The following is a 17,428-nucleotide window of genomic DNA, read 5'->3' as shown; positions in this document are numbered from 1 at the left end:
GAAGTCGGGCCGTGCAGTCGGCCTGACGACGGTCAACGAAAAATGCCCTCCAGGCTCAGGCCTGGAGGGCATTTTTCATGGGGATCGATGCGCCTGAAGCGCCGTCGATCAGCGCTGGCTGTTCAGCATCGACGCCTTGAACGACAGCACATGCGTCTTCGCCGCTTCGGCCGCCGCGTCGGCGTCGTGCCGCTGCAGCGTGGCGACGATGGTGCGGTGCTCTTCGATCACCTCGGCGAGGTGCCCCTCCGCGGCCAGTGAGATCGCCCAGAAGCGCTGCGAGCGCGCGTGCAGCACGCTCAGGATGTCCTGCAGCATCGCGTTGCGCGCCGCCGCAGCGATCTTTTCGTGGAAGAGGCGGTCGAGGTTCATGACCGACATCGCATCGCGCCGCTGCGCCGCGGCTTCGAACTGTTCGGCGATGGCCTGCAGCTCGGCCAGCTCGGCCTCGGTGATGGCCGCCGCGGCCAGGCGCATGCACAGCACCTCGTTCACCAGCCGGACCTCGATGAGCTCCAGCGCGTCGTTGATCGACAGCGGCGAAGCCATCGCGCCCTTGCGCGGAATGATGCGGACCAGGCCCTCGGCCGACAGGCGGTGCAGCGCCTGGTTCACCGGCGTGCGGCCCACGCCCAGCCGCTCCATCACCTGGGCGGTGTTGAGGTATTCCCCGGGCTTGTAGGCCAGGGTCACCAGGGCTTCCTTCAGGCGCAGGTAGGCGGTTTCGTTGAGGGAGATGGCTGCTTCGGGCCGCCGGACGGGGGCTTTGCGGGCGGGCGTGGCTGCGTTCATCGGGGCGGGAGGGTCATGGTGGAGTTCCCCGATGGTACCTGCGGGAAATCCCTTTGAAGTTTTTGTGGACTCACTGTAATATCGTTGTGAAATTTCACTGAAACTTCAATCGAGCTGCCACCCATGAAACTGTCTTTCGAACTTCCCGAGGGGAATGTCCCGCAAACGCTGAGCTTCGAGGCCCGGCACCTCGTGATCGCCGGCTGGACCGGGCGCGATACCGCCGCCATCGAGCACCACATCGAGGAACTCGCCGAGCTCGGCGTGCCTGCGCCCAGCGCCGTGCCGCTGTTCTACCGGGTGGCCACCCAGCAGCTGAGCCAGGCCGATGTCGTGCAGGTGGTGGGGGCCGACACCTCGGGCGAGGTCGAGCCGCTGCTGTTCCTGCACGGCGGCGAGTTCTTCGTCTCGATCGGCTCGGACCACACCGACCGCGCGCTGGAAGCGCACAGCGTGGCGCTGTCCAAGCAGATCTGCGTGAAACCCGTGGCGCGCAGCGCCTGGCGGCTGGCCGACGTGCAGGACCGCTGGGGCACGCTGGTGCTGCGCTCGTGGATCGAGGAGGGCGGTGAATGGCGCCTGTACCAGGAAGGCACGCTGGCCGCGCTGCGCCCGCCGGCCGATCTGCTGGCGCGCTGCGCCGCGGCCGACGGCGAACCGGCCGACGGCTTCGCGATGACCTGCGGCACGGTCGGCGCCATTGGCGGCATCCGCCCGGCGGCGCGCTTTCGCATGGAGCTGGTCGACGAACACACGGGCCGCCGCATCGCGCACGAGTACCGCGCGGTCTCGCTGCCGATCGTCGCCTGATGCACGAGGACCGCACATGCCCGCCGCGATCTCCCTCGAAGCCGCCCGCGCCGAACTGGCCACGGGCCGCACCACCTCTGTCGCGCTGACCGCATTGGCGCTGCAACGCATCGCCGACCCTGCCGGCGAAGGCGCACGTACCTTCACGCGCGTGCTGACAGAGCGCGCCCAGCACCTGGCGCGTGCCTCCGACAGCCTGGGCGAAGCCAGCGTCGTGCGCTCGCCGCTCGAAGGCCTGCCGGTCTCGGTCAAGGACCTGTTCGACGTGGCCGGCGAAACGACGACCGCCGGCTCCGTCGTGCTGCGCGATGCGCCACCCGCCGCGCACGACGCCGAGGCCGTGCGGCGCCTGCTGGCGGCCGGCGCGGTGCTGGTGGGCAAGACCAACATGACCGAGTTCGCGTACTCCGGCCTCGGCCTCAACCCGCACTACGGGACGCCGGCCAATCCGTGGCAGCGCGGCGAGCGGCGCATTCCCGGCGGCTCGTCCTCGGGCGCGGCCGTGGCGGTGGCCGACGGCCTGTGCGTCGCCAGCGTCGGCAGCGACACCGGCGGCTCGGCGCGCATTCCGGCGGCGCTGTGCGGCATCACCGGCTTCAAGCCGACGGCGCGCCGCATGCCCGGCACCGGGCTCGTGCCGCTGTCGCACAGCCTCGACGCGGTCGGTGTGATGGCGCTCGACGTGGCCGGCTGCGCGGCCATGGATGCGGTGCTGTCCGGCGTGTCAGAGGCGCCTCGGCTGCGGCACCTGCGGCAGGCGCGCTTCGCAGTGCCGACCACCTTGGTGCAGGACGGCATGGACGCGCACGTCGCTGCAACCTTCCAACGTGCGCTGCAGCGCCTCTCGGCCGCCGGCGCGCAGCTGGTCGAACTGGCGGTGCCCGAGTTCGACGAGCTTGCCGCCATCAACGCCGCAGGCGGCTTCAGCGCCGCCGAGTCATGGGCGTGGCATGCCGAGCTGATCGAACGCTGCGGCAGCGGCTACGACCCGCGCGTGCTCAGCCGCATCCTGCGCGGCAAGGACTTCACGGCGCGGGCCTACCTCACGCTGCAGGCACAGCGGGCCGACTGGCAGCGCCGCGTGGCGGTGCGCCTGGGCGAGTTCGATGGCTGGCTCATGCCGACCGTGCCGCTGGTGGCGCCGCGCATCGAGGCGCTCGAAGCCGACGAGGCGCAGTACGTCGCCGTCAACGCCGCGATGCTGCGCAACCCCTCCATCGTCAACTTCATGGACGGCTGCGCCATCTCCTTGCCCTGCCACGCGGCCGGCGACGCGCCCGTGGGCCTGAGCCTTGCTGGCCTGCCGATGCGCGACGCCGCGCTGCTCGCGTGGGCCGCCGACATCGAACGCACCCTGCGCGCCACCGCCGATTGACCCGTCTGCCCACCCTCAAGAAACTCCGGAGAACCTCATGACCCAGCGCTTCCGTTTCCCGCTCGCCTCGCTTGCCTGTCTTGCCGCCGGCCTGGCGTGCATCGTGCCCGCCGCCCATGCGCAGGATGCCTATCCGTCCAAGCCGATCCGCATGGTCGTGCCGTTCCCACCGGGCGGCAGCATCGACATGACGGCGCGCCTGGTCGGCCAGAAGCTCTCGACGGCGCTGGGCCAGCCCGTGCTGGTGGACAACCGTCCCGGCGCCAGCGGCAACATCGGCATGGACTACGTCGCCAAGGCCCCGAAGGACGGCTACACCTTGCTGATGGTGCACACCGGCCTGGCCTCCAACGGGCACATGTTCGCGAAGCTGCCCTATGACCCGATCAAGGACCTGGCACCCGTGATCCGCGTGGCCGACCAGCCCAACGTGCTCATCATGAATCCCAAGTGGACGTTCAAGAACGTCGGCGAGCTGGTGGCTTACGCCAAGGCCAACCCCGGCAAGCTCAGCGTCGGCACTTCGGGCGTGGGCGGCCCACAGGACGTGGCGGCGCGCCGCTTCATGCAGATGACCGGCACCGATTTGCTCAACGTGGCCTACAAGGGCGGGGCGCCCGCGCTGTCCGACCTGGTCGGCGGGCAGATCGACATGATGTTCGAAACCTCGCCCACCGCCGTGCCCTACGCCAAGAGCGGCAAGCTGAAGGCGCTGGCGGTCACGGGCGACAAGCGCGTTTCGACCTTGCCCGACGTGCCGACGGTGGCCGAGTCCGGCGTGCCGGGCTATCGCTTCATGGGCTGGGTCGGCCTGGTGGCACCGGCCGGAACGCCGGCACCGATCATCGCCAAGCTCAACGAGCAGGTGCAGGCGCTGCTCAAGAACGCCGACACGCAAAAGCAGTTCACCGACCTCAGCCTCGAGGTCATCGGCGGCTCGACGGCGGACTTCACAAGTTTCGTGCGCAAGGAGTCGAACGACTACGCCCGGTTCGTCAAAGACTTCAACATCACGCCGCAATGAAAAAAGCCCCGCGACTGCGGGGCTTTTTACTGGGCGATGGCTTGAGGCTTACTCGACCTTGGCCTTCGCGCGCAGGTCTTCCTGGTACTTCTGCAGGCGCTGCTGTTGCAGCTGCTGCGTGATCTGCGGCTTCACTTCTTCCAGCTTCGGCAGTTGGGCCTGGCGGATGTCGTCGACGCGGATGATGTGGTAGCCGAACTGGGTCTTGACCGGGGCAGGGGTGGTCTCGCCCTTCTTGAGCTTGATCATCGCTTCCGAGAACTCGGGCACGAAGCTGGCGGGGTTGGCCCAGTCGAGGTCGCCGCCGTTGGCGCCCGATCCCGGGTCCTTGCTTTGCTTCTTGGCGATGTCTTCGAACTTGGCGCCCTTCTTCAGGTCGGCCATGATCTTCTTGGCCTGGTCTTCGGTCTCGACCAGGATGTGGCGGGCCTTGAATTCCTTGCCGCCGTTGGCCGCCACGAACTTGTCGTACTCGGCCTTCACGTCGGCGTCGGACACAGCATTGGTCTTGCGGTAGTTCTCGAACAGCGCGCGGATCAGGATGGCCTGGCGGGCGAGTTCGAGCTGGTTCTTGTAGTCCTCGGTGGCGTCCAAGCCTTGCTTTTGCGCTTCCTGCATGAACACTTCGCGCGCCACGATCTCCTCGCGCAGCTGGCTTTGCATCTCGGGCGTCACCGGGCGGCCGGCTGCCGCCAGCTGCTGGGCCAGGACGTCCATGCGGGCCTTGGGCACCGGCTTGCCGTTGACGATGGCTGCGTTCTGCGCCAGGGCCGACAGGGGGAGTGCACCGATCAGCGCTGCGGCCGCAACGGCCTGCAAGATGTGTTTTTTCATGAAATGAATATCAGGCTGGAGAGGAAATGCGCGTGTAGGAAAAGGCGCGGGAAAGAAAGCAGGAATCAGGAGAAAAGAAGGAGAGGGTGGGCGGCCGCGGCGAACGCGGCAAGCAACCGATTGGACGACTCAGAGCACCTCGATGGCGATGGCGTGCAGACCCTGTGCGATAAAAACTTGGAGGGCATCATACACAAGCCGATGCCGCGCCACGCGGGGCTTTCCGTCGAACAGCGGGGAGGCGATGCGCACCCGGAAATGCGTGCCGTAGCCCTCGGCGTTGGCGCCCGCGTGGCCCGCGTGGGACGCGCTTTCGTCGATCACTTCGAGTTGCGTGGGCGCAAGCGCCGCGCGCAGCGCCGCCTCGAGTGCGGCCACGGTGGGCAGGGGGAAGGTGGTGGCGTCGGTCATGCGGTCGGCTTGTCTTCCTTGAGGTGCGGCGCGATGTACAGGCCCTGGGCCACCAGGAAGACGATCGGGAACACGTAGCCCCAGAGCTTGAAGTTGACCCAGGCCTCGGTCGTGAAGTAGGCCGCCACGTAGCCGTTGATGAGCGCCATGAAGAGGCAATAACCGATCCACGCCACGTTGAGCCGGCCCCAGATGCGCTCGGGCAGCTCGAGCTGTGCGCCCAGCAGCATCTTCAGGAAGTTCTTCTTCAGCGCCCACAGCGCCACCGCCAGCGCGATCGCCATGGCGCCGTACAGCACCGTCGGCTTCCACTTGATGAAGCGGTCGTCGTGCAGCACTAGCGTGAGCGTGCCGAACAGCAGGATCAGCACCAGCGTGGCCTTCTGCATCGCCTGCAGCTTGCGCTCCATCGCGTAGATGACGGCCATCTGCACCACGGTGGCGGCCATCAGCACGCCGGTGGCGGTGTAGATGTCGGCGAACTTGTAGGCGCCGAAGAACAGCAGGATCGGAAAGAAGTCGAGGAGCAGTTTCATTTCTTCTTCTGGAAGTCGAGCGACGCCGAGTTCATGCAGTAGCGCAGGCCGGTTTCGGTGGGTCCGTCGGGGAACACGTGGCCCAGGTGGGCGCCGCAATTGGCGCACACGTTCTCGGTGCGCACCATGCCGTGCGAGCGGTCGACGATGTTGCGGATGGCGCCGGGCACCGCTTCTTCGGAGAAGCTGGGCCAGCCGCAGCCGGCGTCGAACTTGGTGGCGGCTTCGAACAGCTTGGCGCCGCAGCAGATGCAGTGGTAGGTGCCGTCGTCCCAGTGGGCTTCGTACTTGCCGGTGAAGGGGCGTTCGGTGGCGGCGTGGCGCGTCACCTCGAAGGCGGCGGGTTCGGCGCCCTTCTCAGCGAGCAGGGCTTTCCATTCGGCGTCGGTTTTCTGTACGGGCGTGGTCATGAGGAGCAGCTGATTTCGATCGTGGAGGCCCAGTCGGGCGGGAAGCCGGCGTAGTCGTCGGCACCGGGGTGTTCTTCACATGGGGTTTGGAGCAGCGTCAGCAAGGTTGCCACACCCGCGTGGTCCTTTTGCTGACTGGCTTCGATGGCCTGCTGGCCCAGGTGGTTCCGCAGCACGAACTTGGGGTTCGACTGCAGCATCAATTTTGCCGCTTCGGCACGCTGCGATTGTGCATGGCGCTCCGAAAAAGAGAGCATCCAGGCATCGAAGCCGGCCCGGTCGAGGAACAGGTCGCGCACCGGCTCGACGTTGCCGTCGGCCATGTGGTTCGACAGGCGGCGCCAGAAGATGGTGTGGTCGACCTTCTCGGCCGCCATCAGCTTGAGCACGCCCTCGATGAGCGCACGGTCGCCCTCGGCGGGTGCCGTGAGGCCCAGCTTGGCGCGCATGCGGTCTTCGAAGGCGTTGGGAAACACGGTCTTGTACGACTCCAGCGCGGCCACGGCGATTTCCTGGTCGCCGATCAGCGGCAAGAGTGCCTGCGCCAGGCAGAACAGGTTCCAGTAGGCGACGTTGGGTTGCTGGTTGAAGGCGTAGCGGCCCTGGGTGTCGCTGTGGTTGCAGATGTGGCGCGGGTCGAAGCCATCGAGGAACTGGAACGGCCCGTAGTCGATGGTGAGCCCGAGGATGCTCATGTTGTCGGTGTTCATCACCCCGTGGCAGAAGCCCACGGCCTGCCATTGGGCGAGCAGGGCGGCGGTGCGTTCGCTCACGGCCTCGAGGAAGGCGGCGTAGGCATTGCCGTTGAAGCGCGCGGTGGCGCGGCATTCGGGGTAATAGCGGTCGATGACGTAGTCGGCCAGCGCGCGCAGCTCGTCTTCGCGCTGATTGGCGGCGAAGTGCTCGAAGTGGCCAAAGCGGATGAAGCTGGGCGCCACGCGTGTGACCACGGCAGCGCTTTCCAGCTCTTCGCGGCGCACGCGGGCGTCCGAGCCGGTCACGCACAGCGCGCGCGTGGTCGGAATGCCCAGGCCGTGCATGGCTTCGCTGCACAGGAACTCGCGGATGCTCGAGCGCAGCACGGCGCGGCCGTCGCCGCCGCGCGAGTAGGGCGTGCGGCCCGCGCCCTTGAGCTGCACCTCGAGCCCGCCCTCGGTCTCGCCGAGCAGGATCGCGCGCCCGTCGCCCAGTTGCCCGGCCCAGACGCCGAACTGGTGACCGCTGTAGACCGTGGCGAAAGGCCGCGTGCCGGCGACCGGCAGGCTGCCAGTGAGCGCGGCCAGCGTGGCGTCCGACTCGCGCCAGCCGGGCGGCAAGCCCAGCTCGCGCGCCACGGCGTCGCTGTGGCCGACCCAGTACGGGTCGGGCAGCGGCGTGGGGCGCAATTCGGTGAAAAAGGCGGGGCCCAGCGTCGAGAAGCCGGGCTTCCAGCGCAGGCCCAGGTCGGCGACCGGGGTGTCTTCGGCTAACAAGCTCATGCCCGGATTGTCCGGCAGCGCGCGAAACCCCTGGCCGCGGAGGCCATCGGGCGCGTGGGGCGGGTGCCGCCGGTCAGTTCAGCAGCGCGCCGCGCAGCGCCCCGGCGCCGTCGAGCGCGAGGCTGGCGCGGTACTGGGCCGGCGGCAGGCCGAACCAGCGCTTGCAGGCGCGAAAGAAGTTGCTGACGTCCACGAAGCCCAGCCGGTCGGCCACGTCCGCGAGCGTGTGGCGCTGTTCGGCCAGGTACTGCCTGGCGAGTTCGCGGCGGGTGCGGTCGAGCAGCGCCTGGAACGACACCGACTCCTCCTGCAGGCGGCGCTGCAGCGTGCGGTCGGCCAGCCCAAGGCCCGAGGCCACGTCCTGGCGGCGCGGCTCGCCGTGCTGCAGCCGGCGCGCGATCTCGGCGCACACCAGGCTGGCGGTGGTGGTCTGTCCCAGCAGGTTGAGCTGGTCGTCGAGCAGGTGCTCCTGCATCTCGCCCAGCGCCGGGTGGTGGGTGGGCAGCGGCATGGTCATGTCGGCCGACGACAGCAGCACGCGGTTGGCGGGCGCGTTGAAGCGGATCTCGCAGCCGAAGGCCTCGCGGTGCAGCCGGTCGTTGGCCGGCGGCGGGTAGACGAACTCCATGGCCAGCGGCTGCAGCTCGCGCCGCGTGAGCCACTGGCACTGCATGAGCACGGTCAGCAGGGCGTACTCGACGCGCTGGCGCGGGATCGGCAGGCTGCCACCGGTGTGTTCCATGACCATCCAGCAGCCGCGCGCGTCGGACTGCAGCGAGAACGCGGTGGCGTCGGAGATCACGGCCATGTAGCGCGTGAGCCGCGTGAGCGCCGCGCCCAGGGTGGGGCTGCAGGCCATGGCGTGGCCCACGGTGCCCAGCTTGCTGTGCGTGGCGGCCAGGTCGCGGTCCAGGCCCAGCGTGGGCCGACCGGCGTGCGCCACTGCCACCTGCCACAGCACGGAGATCTCGTCGACCGGGATGCGCGCGTTCTGGCGGTGCAGCGAGTCGGGGTCGAAGCCGGCATCGCGCAGCAGCGCGGGCACGTTCAGCCCCTCGGCCTCGAACATCGACAGCACCCCCTCCAGCCATGCGGCCGAGCTGGTGCGCAGCTCGGGCTGCGGACATCCGGGGCGGCGCGACGGCCGGCGCGAATGGCGCGGCAGGGAGGCTTCTGAAGTCATTCGATTGGCTCGCTTGCGATAGCGGTGAAAACGGGGCCGGTTCCTAGAATTTTTCCAGTGCACGGCGGCCCGGAGTATGGGTGCCGCGCGCCGAGCCAGGAATTCCGATTAACCCGGTGTGGAGACAAAACATGAAGACAACGACAACAGCACAAGACCAGGGTGCGGCAGGACAGACGGCGATGGCGCGCGCCATCGCCACCGTGGCCACGCTGGCCGCCGCGGCGGCGCTTGCAGCCTGCGGTGGCGGTTCGTCCGGGGCGACCGCCTTTCCCGTGTTGCCGCCTGCACCGGCTCCGGCACCCGCGCCCGCTCCGGCACCCGCCGCCGACGGCCCGATGGTGCGCCAGACCACGGCCGGCAAGGTCGAGGGCACGGACGAGAGCGCCAGGAACGGCACCTGGTCCTGGAAGGGTGTTCCGTTCGCCCAGCCGCCGGTCGGCGCGCTGCGCTGGCGCGCACCGGTCGAGCCCGAAGCCTGGACCGGCATCCGCCCGGCCAAGGCCTTCGGCAACGCCTGCCTGCAGATCGGGCGGATCTTCAGTCCCGGCACCAGCAACACCTACGACGCCACCATCGGCACCAACCTGGGCAAGCCGGTCGGCAGCGAAGACTGCCTGTTCGTCAACATCTGGCGTCCGGCCACCACCGAGAAGAACCTGCCGGTGCTGCTGTTCATCCATGGCGGCAGCAACATTTCGGGTTACACGGCCGATCCGCTGTACGACGGCGCGGCGCTGGCCAAGGCCACCAATGCGGTGGTCATCACCGCCAGCTACCGCCTGGGCATCCTGGGCTTTCTGAACATGCCGCAGCTGCGGCCGGGCGGCACGGCGGGCGACGACTCGGGCAACTTCGCGCTGCTGGACAACATGGCGGCGCTGCGCTTCATCCAGGGCAATGTCGCCAACTTCGGCGGCGACCCGGGCAACGTCACGCTGTCGGGCGAATCGGCCGGCGCGACCAACCTGCTGGCGGTGATGACCTCGCCGATGGCCAAGGGCCTGTTCCACAAGGCCTTCGAGATGAGTGGCGGCATTTCGCTCAAGACCAATCTGCCGCCCGGGACGCTGCCGACGCTGCAGCCGGCTTCGGCCTCGCTGACGCAGGGCCAGGCGATCCTCGAAAAGCTGCTTGTCGCCGACGGCACCGTGGCCGATGAAGCGGCGGCCAAGGTGTACATCGGCACGCGCACGCCGACGCAGATCGCCGAGTACATGCGTGCGCAGGCGGGTGGGGCGCTGCTGACCCAGGTCACGGCAGCCGGTCTGGGCAGCGTGGCACCCATTCCCGATGGCACGGTGTTGCCGGCGGACCCGATCGGCGCCATCGCAGCCGACAAGTACGTCAAGGTGCCCATGCTCGCGGGCAACACGCGCGACGAGGGCAAGCTCTTCGCGTCGCTGCTGGGCACCATCGGCTTCCCGACGTCGGGCTGGATCGTCACCGATGCCCCGCGCTTCTCGATGATGTTCAACTTCAACCCCGATGCTGCGCCCACGCTCACGGTGAACCACATCATCGACCCGTTCTACCTTCCGGTAGACAAGGCCGGCACCGGCTACAACGCGGCCACCGCGCTCATCACGAAGGGGCTGTTCGAGGCCAACCGCGACAACCTGCTCAACACCATGAAGACGCGCCAGTCGAACATCTGGCACTACCGTCTCGACTGGTCGCAGGAGGCCGCGCCGTGGAACGACGTGTACGGCGCATCGCACGCCTTCGACCTGCCGTTCGTGTTCGGCAACTTCGAGGGTTCGCTGCTGAGCAACGTGATGGGCGGCAAGGCCAACGAGAAGGGGCGCGTGGCGCTGTCGAAGGCCGTCATGGCCAGCGTCGGGGCCTTCATGCGCAACGGCGATCCGAACACGCCCGAGCTCGGTGCCACCTGGGGAACGTGGCCCTCGCAGTTGCTGCTCGACGCCACGCCCACCGCCACAAAGATCACCGCGGCGCCCTGAGACAGGGTATCGCCGTCCTGCCCCGAGACGCGCCTGGGCAACGCGTGCCATCCACCAGAACGATCACAGAGACAACACCATGAGGATTTCGATGCACCCCCGCCGATGGCGCCTTGCCGCGTCGCTGCTTGCCATCGCGGCGGGCCTTGCGGCCTGCGGTGGCGGTTCGTCGGGCGGCAGCGGGTTCAGCTTCTTTCCGCCCGTCGCCGAAACGCCACCCGCGCAGCCGCCGGTCGCGCCCGAGACGGGCCCGGTCCGCAAGTGGGGCTACATCACGCTGCCCGACGGCAACAGGATGCGCTACTCGCTGCTGCTGCCCAGCGGAGGCAATGCCACCTATCCGCTGCTGGTCGAGTACGACGGCTACGGCTCGGGCTCGGCCCCGAACATCGGTCAGCGCTGGCTGGCCGAGGGCTATGCGGTGATGGGCCTGAACGTGCCGGGCACCGGCTGCTCGACGGGCGACGACCAGGTCTTCGACGCCAGCACCGGCGCGGCCGGTGCCTTCGCCCTCGAATGGGCCGGCAAGCAGCCGTGGTCGAACGGCAAGATCGGCATGATCGGCTACTCGTACTCGGGCTACAACCAGCTTTGGGTGGCCGCGCACCGGCCCAAGGGCCTGCTGGCGATCACGCCCAGCAAGAACGTGACCGACCCGTACCGCGACGTGGGCTACCCGGGCGGCATCAAGAACGTCGGCTTTCCCGCGCAGTGGTGGGGCGGCTTCCCGGCCACCTGGAACCGCGCGGCCGCGCTGGCCGCCAAGCTCGACGGCGACACGGAGTGCGCCAAGACCGTGGCCGACAACATCGAGAAGCTCAAGCGCCCCGATCTCGACCTGACCAAGTGGCTCGAGAACCCGTACGCCGATGGCCTCTACGTGAAGCGCAGCGCGTTCTACGAGACCGGCAAGATCGACATTCCCGCACTGGGCACCCAGTCGTGGCAGGACGAGCAGATCGGCCCGCGCTCGGGCTACTACGAAGACACCATGGCGCCCGAAAAGATGTGGCTCGTCAGCTCCAACGGCGACCACCACACCAACGTCACCTCCGACTACATCGACGGTACGCTGAAGCGCTTTCTGGCTCATTTCGTGAAGGGCGAGGACAACGGTTTCGAGAAGGAGCCGCACGTGCGCCTGCTGCAGGAAATGCAGCAGACCGACCAGAAGGCGATCAACGGCGCCGCCAAGCTGAAGCAGACGGGCGTGGCCGAGTTCGACCGCCTGCCGGTCAAGGTCAAGCCGATGCGCCTGTGGATGCAGCCGGGCGGCGTGCTCGCCGATGCCAAGCCGACCGCCGGCGCGGCCTCGTCCGACTACCGCTATCCGGCCAAGAGCCCGGTGGTGAACAACCCGGCCGCCGAAGGCTGGCAGGCCGTGGCCGACGCGGAAAAGGACGGCCAGCTCACCTTCACCACCGCCGCCTTGCCCGAGGACCTGAGCTTCTACGGGGAAGGCTCGGCCGACCTGTACCTGAGCGCCACCGCTGACAGCACCGACCTGCAGGTCACAGTGTCGGAAGTGCGGCCCGACGGCAAGGAGATGTTCGTGCAGCGCGGCTGGCTGCGCGCCTCCAAGCGGGCGCTCGACGCCAGCCGCTCCACCGAGCTGCGCCCCTTCGGCGACTTCACCCAGCCCAAGGAAGCGCCGCTGCAGGCCGGCCAGCCCAACCTGGTGCGCATCGAGATCCAGAAGTTCGCCCATGTCTTTCGCGCCGGCTCCAGCATCCGCGTGACGGTGGACTCGCCGTCGCAGACCGGCTTCTGGCTGTTCGGCAACGACACGAGGCCGTCGACCAACACGCTGTGGCACCAGGGCGCGAACGCGTCGAGCATCGTGCTGGGCTACGTCGCCTACCCGCATGCGGCCGCGCTGCCCGAGTGCGGCAAGACGCTGCGCCAGCCGTGCCGCACCAACGTGGTGACGGTGCCTGCGGGCACCGGTCCGAAGGCGCCCACTTGAGCCGCTTCGTTCAATCATGCAGTGCGGGTTTGTGTCATTGTGCAAGTGGCCGAAGCTTGCGTGAATCTCTCGTTCGCAACGCTTTTTGAAGTCATTTCACATAGGAGTCCGTAGATGCTGGGTTTGATGCAAGACCAACCGCTTTTGATCTCGTCGCTGATCGAGTTCGTCGAGCGCCACAACGGCGACGGCGAGATCGTCTCGCGTCGTGTCGAGGGCGATATCCACCGTTGCACCTGGAGCGACATCGCATCGCGCGCCAGGCAGGTGGCCAATGCGCTGGATGGCGAGCAGCTGCTGTTCAGCGACCGCATCGCCACCCTGGCCTGGAACGGCTACCGCCACCTGGAGCTGTACTACGGCGTGAGCGGCAGCGGCCGCGTGCTGCACACCATCAACCCGCGCCTGCACCCCGACCAGATCGCGTGGATCGCCAACCATGCCGAAGACCAGATCCTGTGCTTCGACCTGAGCTTCCTGCCGCTGGTGCAGGCGGTGCATGCGCGTTGTCCCACGATCCGGAAATGGGTTGCACTGTGTGACGCCGACAAGCTGCCGGCCGACAGCGGTGTGCCCAACCTCGTGAGCTACGAGGCCTGGATCGGCACGCAGTCCACCACCTACGATTGGCCCACCTTCGACGAGAACTCGGCCTCGAGCATGTGCTACACGAGCGGCACCACGGGCAACCCGAAGGCCGCGCTGTACAGCCACCGCTCGACCATGCTGCATGCCTACGCTGCCGCGCTGCCCGATGTCATGCGCATCTCGGCGCAAGACTCGGTGCTGCCGGTGGTGCCGATGTTCCACGTCAACGCCTGGGGCATTCCGTACTCGGCCGCGCTGGTGGGCTGCAAGCTCGTGTTCCCGGGCCCGTCGCTGGACGGCAAGTCGGTGTACGAGCTCATCGAGTCCGAAGGCGTGACCTTCGCGGCCGGCGTGCCCACCGTGTGGCAGATGATGCTGGGCCACATGCAGACCAACGGCCTGAAGTTCAGCAAGCTGAACCGCACCGTCATCGGTGGTTCGGCCTGCCCGCCGGCCATGATCACGGCGTTCCAGGAGAACTACAACGTCGAGGTGCTGCATGCCTGGGGCATGACCGAGATGAGCCCGCTGGGCACGCTGTGCACGCTGAAGAACAAGCACCTGTCGCTGCCCGCCGACGCACAGCTGCAGATCCGCATGAAGCAGGGCCGCGCCATCTTCGGCGTCGACATGAAGATCGTCGACGGCAACGGCGACGAGCTGCCCTGGGACGGCAAGGCCTACGGCGACCTGTTGGTCAAGGGCCCCTGGGTCGTCAAGGAGTACTACAAGGGCGAGGGCGGCAACCCGCTGGTCGCCGACGCCGCGGGCCGGGGCTGGTTCCCCACCGGCGACGTGGCCACCATCGACGCCGAGGGCTACCTGCAGATCACCGACCGCAGCAAGGACGTGATCAAGTCCGGCGGCGAGTGGATCAGCTCCATCGACATCGAGAACATCGCTGTCGCGCACCCGGCCATCGCCATGGCGGCCTGCATCGGCGTGTTCCACCCCAAGTGGGACGAGCGCCCGATCATCGCCGTCGTGAAGAAGCCCGGCGCCGAAGTCACCCGCGAGGAGCTGCTGAAGTTCTACGAGGGCAAGACCGCCAAGTGGCAGATCCCGGACGACGTGGTGTTCGTGGAGGCCATTCCGATCGGCGCCACCGGCAAGATCCTCAAGACCAAGCTTCGCGAACTGCTCAAGGACTACAAGCTGCCGGGCCTCTGAAGCACGGCCAAAGCCCACCCGCACTGTCGCGCACGCGATAGGAAGGCCGCCCCGGCGGCTTTCCTTCCGGGCATTCCCTGTGCGGCGAAGAAAAGGGCGCTTGTACGCTGGCGTCCCGCCTTTCAACCAGGAGACTCTTCATGCACTTCGGTATCAAGTCAGTGGCCGCCTGCGCCATGTTGGTGAGTGTTTCAGCGTCGTTCGCCCAGAAGGGCGAAACCGTCAAGATCGCCTGGCTGGACCCGCTGTCGGGTCTGATGGCGGCCGTGGGCACCAACCAGCTCAAGACGACCCAGTACCTGGCTGACGAGTTCAACAAGAAGAATGCGTCGGGCGTGAAGTTCGAGATCATCGCGATCGACAACAAGCTGAGCCCGCAGGAGACCACCGCGGCGCTGCGCTCGGCGCAGGACCAGGGCGCGCGCTACATCACCCAGGGCAACGGCTCGGGCCCGGCGCTCGCGATCATCGACGCTGTCGAGAAGAACAATGCGCGCAATCCCGGCAAGGAACTGCTCTACCTGAACTACGCGGCGGTCGATCCCGACCTCACCAACAGCAAGTGCAGCTACTGGCACTTCCGCCTCGATGCCGACACCTCCATGAAGATGGAAGCGCTGACCACCTGGATGAAGGACCAGGCCGACATCAAGAAGGTCTACATCCTGGGCCAGAACTACTCCCACGGCCAGCAGGTGTCCAAGTTCGCCAAGGACAACCTCAAGACCAAGCGCCCCGACATCCAGATCGTGGGCGACGACCTGCACCCGCTCGCGCAGGTGCGCGATTTCTCGCCGTACATCGCCAAGATCAAGGCCTCGGGCGCCGACACGGTCATCACCGGCAACTGGGGTTCCGACCTCTCGCTGCTCATCAAGGCAGCCAACGACTCGGGGCTGGACGTCAAGTTCCTCACGTACTACGCACCGGGCGCCGGCACGCCCACGGCCATGGGCGCCACCTCGGCCGGCAAGGTCTACACCGTGGCCTATGCCCACTACAACATGGGCGGCGAAATCCAGCGGCTGCTGACCGGCTACAAGAAGAAGATGAACGACGACCTGACGCAGTCCTCGATCTATCACACCTTCGCCTTGCTCGATGCTGCGTTCGTGCAGACCAAGTCGACCGACCCCGTCAAGGTGGCTGCGGCGCTCGAAGGCATGAAGATCAAGAGCTTCAACGGCGAGGTCGAGATGCGCAAGGCCGACCACCAGTTGCAGCAGGGCCTGTACATCTCGCGCTGGGAGAAGGCCAGCGCCAAGTACCCCTACGACGCCGAGAACACCGGCTACACCAACGTCCCCGTGAAGTATTACGAGTCGTATGTGGCGAGCACGCCCACGACCTGCCAGATGAAGCGCCCCTAGGCGTCTTTGTGAACGCATTTCCTACCCATCGGTAGAAGATACCTACCGTCGGGTAGCAAAAGAAGGAAATGCACTGTCGCCTGCGCGATAGATACGTGCCTTTGCAGCCCCTTCCTTACGGGCATTCCCTGAGGGGTGGGGTGGCAAAGACTTGTACGCTTGTGCAGCGTTTTTGATATCGGTTTGACCAGGAGATATAGATTGAAGTTCGCTCTGAAGATCGCTACCGCCGCCGTGCTCGCGGCAAGTGCCACCGGTGCCCTTGCCCAGAAGGGTGAGACCGTCAAGATCGCGTGGCTGGACCCGCTGTCGGGCCTGATGGCGGCCGTCGGTACCAACCAGCTCAAGACCTTCCAGTTCCTGGCCGAAGAATTCAACAAGAAGAACGTGGCCGGCGTGAAGTTCGAGGTCATCGGCATCGACAACAAGCTCAGCCCGCAGGAAACCACCGCCGCGCTGCGCTCGGCCATGGACCAGGGCGCGCGCTACGTGGTGCAGGGCAACGGCTCCGGCCCGGCGCTGGCCATCATGGACGCGCTCGAGAAGCACAACGCCCGCAACCCGGGCAAGGAAGTCGTGTACTTCAACTACGCGGCCGTCGATCCCGACCTGACCAACAGCAAGTGCAGCTACTGGCACTTCCGCCTCGACGCCGACACCTCCATGAAGATGGAAGCCCTGACCACCTTCATGAAGGACCAGGCCGACATCAAGAAGGTGTACCTGATCAACCAGAACTACTCGCACGGCCAGCAGGTCGCCAAGTACGCCAAGGACAACCTCAAGACCAAGCGCCCCGACGTGCAGATCGTCGGCGACGACCTGCACCCGCTGGCCCAGGTGCGCGACTTCGCGCCCTACATCGCCAAGATCAAGGCCTCGGGCGCCGACACCGTCATCACCGGCAACTGGGGCTCCGACCTGGCGCTGCTCATCAAGTCGGCCAACGACGCGGGCCTGAACGTCAAGTTCTACACCTACTACGCCGTGACCAACGGCACGCCGACCGCCATGGGCGCGGCCTCGGACGGCAAGGTCTACATGGTGGGCTACAGCCACTACAACGCGCCGGGCCCGATCGCGCCGATGATGAACGAGTTCAAGAAGCGCTTCAACGAAGACCTGTACACGACGTCGCCGTACACCGTGTACGCGATGCTCGCCGAAGCCTTCGTGCGCACCAAGTCGACCGACCCCGTGAAGGTGGCGGCCGCCATGGAAGGCATGAAGTTCAAGAGCTTCAACGGCGACGTCGAGATGCGCAAGTCCGACCACCAGCTGCAGCAGGGCCTGTGGATCACGCGCTGGCAGAAGGCCGACGCGAAGAGCCCGTACAGCCCGGAGAACACCGGCTACACGCTGGCACCGGTCAAGTACTACGAGCCCTACGTCTCGAGCACGCCCACCTCGTGCCAGATGAAGCGACCCGGCGGCGCCTCCTGATCGCCTGCTGATCGCCCCCTGACCGGTCGAGGCCCGACTTCAACACTCGGGCCTCTTTCTTTTTCAACCGACAC

15 protein-coding genes are annotated in these 17,428 nt (G+C 67.1%); 8 read left to right on the top strand and 7 right to left on the bottom strand.

Annotated elements, in window-relative coordinates; all coding sequences use genetic code 11:
- Nucleotides 1–108 precede the first annotated feature (108 nt).
- Nucleotides 109–792: a GntR family transcriptional regulator gene (locus tag AC1RGU_RS10130; RefSeq protein ID WP_095745340.1), complete on the bottom strand. Its 684-nt coding sequence runs from the start codon at nt 790–792 to the stop codon at nt 109–111.
- 123 nt (nt 793–915) lie between these two features.
- Here AC1RGU_RS10130 and AC1RGU_RS10125 point away from each other — a divergent pair, with 123 nt between their 5' ends.
- The 3 genes from AC1RGU_RS10125 to AC1RGU_RS10115 are packed head-to-tail and all read left to right on the top strand — an operon-like array spanning nt 916 to nt 4,001.
- Nucleotides 916–1,602, top strand: a complete 687-nt coding sequence (locus tag AC1RGU_RS10125) for a DUF2848 domain-containing protein (protein WP_492696309.1) — start codon at nt 916–918, stop codon at nt 1,600–1,602.
- Nucleotides 1,603–1,618: 16 nt separating this feature from the next.
- Entirely contained in the window at nt 1,619–2,977 is a 1,359-nt protein-coding gene (locus AC1RGU_RS10120; RefSeq protein ID WP_492696307.1) for an amidase, read from the top strand.
- Between the two features lie 37 nt (nt 2,978–3,014).
- Nucleotides 3,015–4,001 (top strand): Bug family tripartite tricarboxylate transporter substrate binding protein, encoded by a 987-nt coding sequence (locus AC1RGU_RS10115; protein WP_492696305.1) that lies wholly within the window; start codon nt 3,015–3,017, stop codon nt 3,999–4,001.
- Between the two features lie 48 nt (nt 4,002–4,049).
- Here the strand turns inward: AC1RGU_RS10115 and AC1RGU_RS10110 are convergent, their stop codons facing one another.
- From AC1RGU_RS10110 to AC1RGU_RS10085, 6 genes are all read right to left on the bottom strand, one after another.
- Nucleotides 4,050–4,835 (bottom strand): peptidylprolyl isomerase, encoded by a 786-nt coding sequence (locus tag AC1RGU_RS10110; protein ID WP_062471282.1) that lies wholly within the window; start codon nt 4,833–4,835, stop codon nt 4,050–4,052.
- Nucleotides 4,836–4,964: 129 nt separating this feature from the next.
- The gene (locus AC1RGU_RS10105; RefSeq protein ID WP_492696303.1) at nt 4,965–5,246 is read right to left on the bottom strand and encodes a BolA family protein; all 282 of its coding nucleotides are present in this window, start codon (nt 5,244–5,246) and stop codon (nt 4,965–4,967) included.
- Nucleotides 5,243–5,782, bottom strand: a complete 540-nt coding sequence (locus tag AC1RGU_RS10100; RefSeq protein ID WP_099789138.1) for a septation protein A — start codon at nt 5,780–5,782, stop codon at nt 5,243–5,245. The genes AC1RGU_RS10105 and AC1RGU_RS10100 overlap by 4 nt, the downstream gene beginning before the upstream one ends.
- Nucleotides 5,779–6,192, bottom strand: a complete 414-nt coding sequence (gene msrB, locus AC1RGU_RS10095; protein WP_070060682.1) for a peptide-methionine (R)-S-oxide reductase MsrB — start codon at nt 6,190–6,192, stop codon at nt 5,779–5,781. Before msrB ends, AC1RGU_RS10100 begins: the two co-directional genes overlap by 4 nt.
- Complete coding sequence (locus tag AC1RGU_RS10090) at nt 6,189–7,670, bottom strand: protein adenylyltransferase SelO (RefSeq protein WP_492696300.1); 1,482 nt, start codon at nt 7,668–7,670, stop codon at nt 6,189–6,191. Before AC1RGU_RS10090 ends, msrB begins: the two co-directional genes overlap by 4 nt.
- A gap of 73 nt (nt 7,671–7,743) precedes the next feature.
- A complete protein-coding gene (locus AC1RGU_RS10085) occupies nt 7,744–8,835 on the bottom strand; it encodes an AraC family transcriptional regulator (protein ID WP_095948695.1) in 1,092 nt (363 codons plus the stop codon).
- A gap of 149 nt (nt 8,836–8,984) precedes the next feature.
- On the opposite strand from AC1RGU_RS10085, the gene AC1RGU_RS10080 reads away from it, so the two are divergent.
- The 5 genes from AC1RGU_RS10080 to AC1RGU_RS10060 all read left to right on the top strand — a co-directional run bounded on the left by AC1RGU_RS10080 (nt 8,985) and on the right by AC1RGU_RS10060 (nt 17,354).
- Nucleotides 8,985–10,817 carry a carboxylesterase/lipase family protein gene (locus AC1RGU_RS10080; protein WP_492696298.1) on the top strand — a complete coding sequence of 611 codons (1,833 nt, stop codon included), beginning with the start codon at nt 8,985–8,987 and terminating at the stop codon, nt 10,815–10,817.
- Nucleotides 10,818–10,908: 91 nt separating this feature from the next.
- Nucleotides 10,909–12,783, top strand: a complete 1,875-nt coding sequence (locus tag AC1RGU_RS10075; protein WP_492696296.1) for a CocE/NonD family hydrolase — start codon at nt 10,909–10,911, stop codon at nt 12,781–12,783.
- 114 nt (nt 12,784–12,897) lie between these two features.
- The gene (locus AC1RGU_RS10070; protein WP_070060678.1) at nt 12,898–14,541 is read left to right on the top strand and encodes a 3-(methylthio)propionyl-CoA ligase; all 1,644 of its coding nucleotides are present in this window, start codon (nt 12,898–12,900) and stop codon (nt 14,539–14,541) included.
- A 140-nt stretch (nt 14,542–14,681) separates the two neighbouring features.
- Nucleotides 14,682–15,911, top strand: a complete 1,230-nt coding sequence (locus tag AC1RGU_RS10065) for a branched-chain amino acid ABC transporter substrate-binding protein (protein WP_062471303.1) — start codon at nt 14,682–14,684, stop codon at nt 15,909–15,911.
- A 201-nt stretch (nt 15,912–16,112) separates the two neighbouring features.
- Nucleotides 16,113–17,354: a branched-chain amino acid ABC transporter substrate-binding protein gene (locus AC1RGU_RS10060; protein WP_062471306.1), complete on the top strand. Its 1,242-nt coding sequence runs from the start codon at nt 16,113–16,115 to the stop codon at nt 17,352–17,354.
- The last annotated feature ends 74 nt before the right edge of the window (nt 17,355–17,428 follow it).

This window comes from Variovorax sp. GW823-FHT02B07 (assembly GCF_058797695.1).
This window is presented reverse-complemented; position numbering and strand designations above follow the sequence as displayed.

Excerpts from the sequence above, each read along its gene's own strand:
- AC1RGU_RS10130 (WP_095745340.1), bottom strand. The coding sequence starts at position 792 with ATGAACGCAGCCACGCCCGCCCGCAAAGCCCCCGTCCGGCGGCCCGAA.
- AC1RGU_RS10125 (WP_492696309.1), top strand. The coding sequence starts at position 916 with ATGAAACTGTCTTTCGAACTTCCCGAGGGGAATGTCCCGCAAACGCTG.
- AC1RGU_RS10120 (WP_492696307.1), top strand. The coding sequence starts at position 1,619 with ATGCCCGCCGCGATCTCCCTCGAAGCCGCCCGCGCCGAACTGGCCACG.
- AC1RGU_RS10115 (WP_492696305.1), top strand. The coding sequence starts at position 3,015 with ATGACCCAGCGCTTCCGTTTCCCGCTCGCCTCGCTTGCCTGTCTTGCC.
- AC1RGU_RS10110 (WP_062471282.1), bottom strand. The coding sequence starts at position 4,835 with ATGAAAAAACACATCTTGCAGGCCGTTGCGGCCGCAGCGCTGATCGGT.
- AC1RGU_RS10105 (WP_492696303.1), bottom strand. The coding sequence starts at position 5,246 with ATGACCGACGCCACCACCTTCCCCCTGCCCACCGTGGCCGCACTCGAG.
- AC1RGU_RS10100 (WP_099789138.1), bottom strand. The coding sequence starts at position 5,782 with ATGAAACTGCTCCTCGACTTCTTTCCGATCCTGCTGTTCTTCGGCGCC.
- msrB (WP_070060682.1), bottom strand. The coding sequence starts at position 6,192 with ATGACCACGCCCGTACAGAAAACCGACGCCGAATGGAAAGCCCTGCTC.
- AC1RGU_RS10090 (WP_492696300.1), bottom strand. The coding sequence starts at position 7,670 with ATGAGCTTGTTAGCCGAAGACACCCCGGTCGCCGACCTGGGCCTGCGC.
- AC1RGU_RS10080 (WP_492696298.1), top strand. The coding sequence starts at position 8,985 with ATGAAGACAACGACAACAGCACAAGACCAGGGTGCGGCAGGACAGACG.
- AC1RGU_RS10075 (WP_492696296.1), top strand. The coding sequence starts at position 10,909 with ATGCACCCCCGCCGATGGCGCCTTGCCGCGTCGCTGCTTGCCATCGCG.
- AC1RGU_RS10070 (WP_070060678.1), top strand. The coding sequence starts at position 12,898 with ATGCTGGGTTTGATGCAAGACCAACCGCTTTTGATCTCGTCGCTGATC.
- AC1RGU_RS10065 (WP_062471303.1), top strand. The coding sequence starts at position 14,682 with ATGCACTTCGGTATCAAGTCAGTGGCCGCCTGCGCCATGTTGGTGAGT.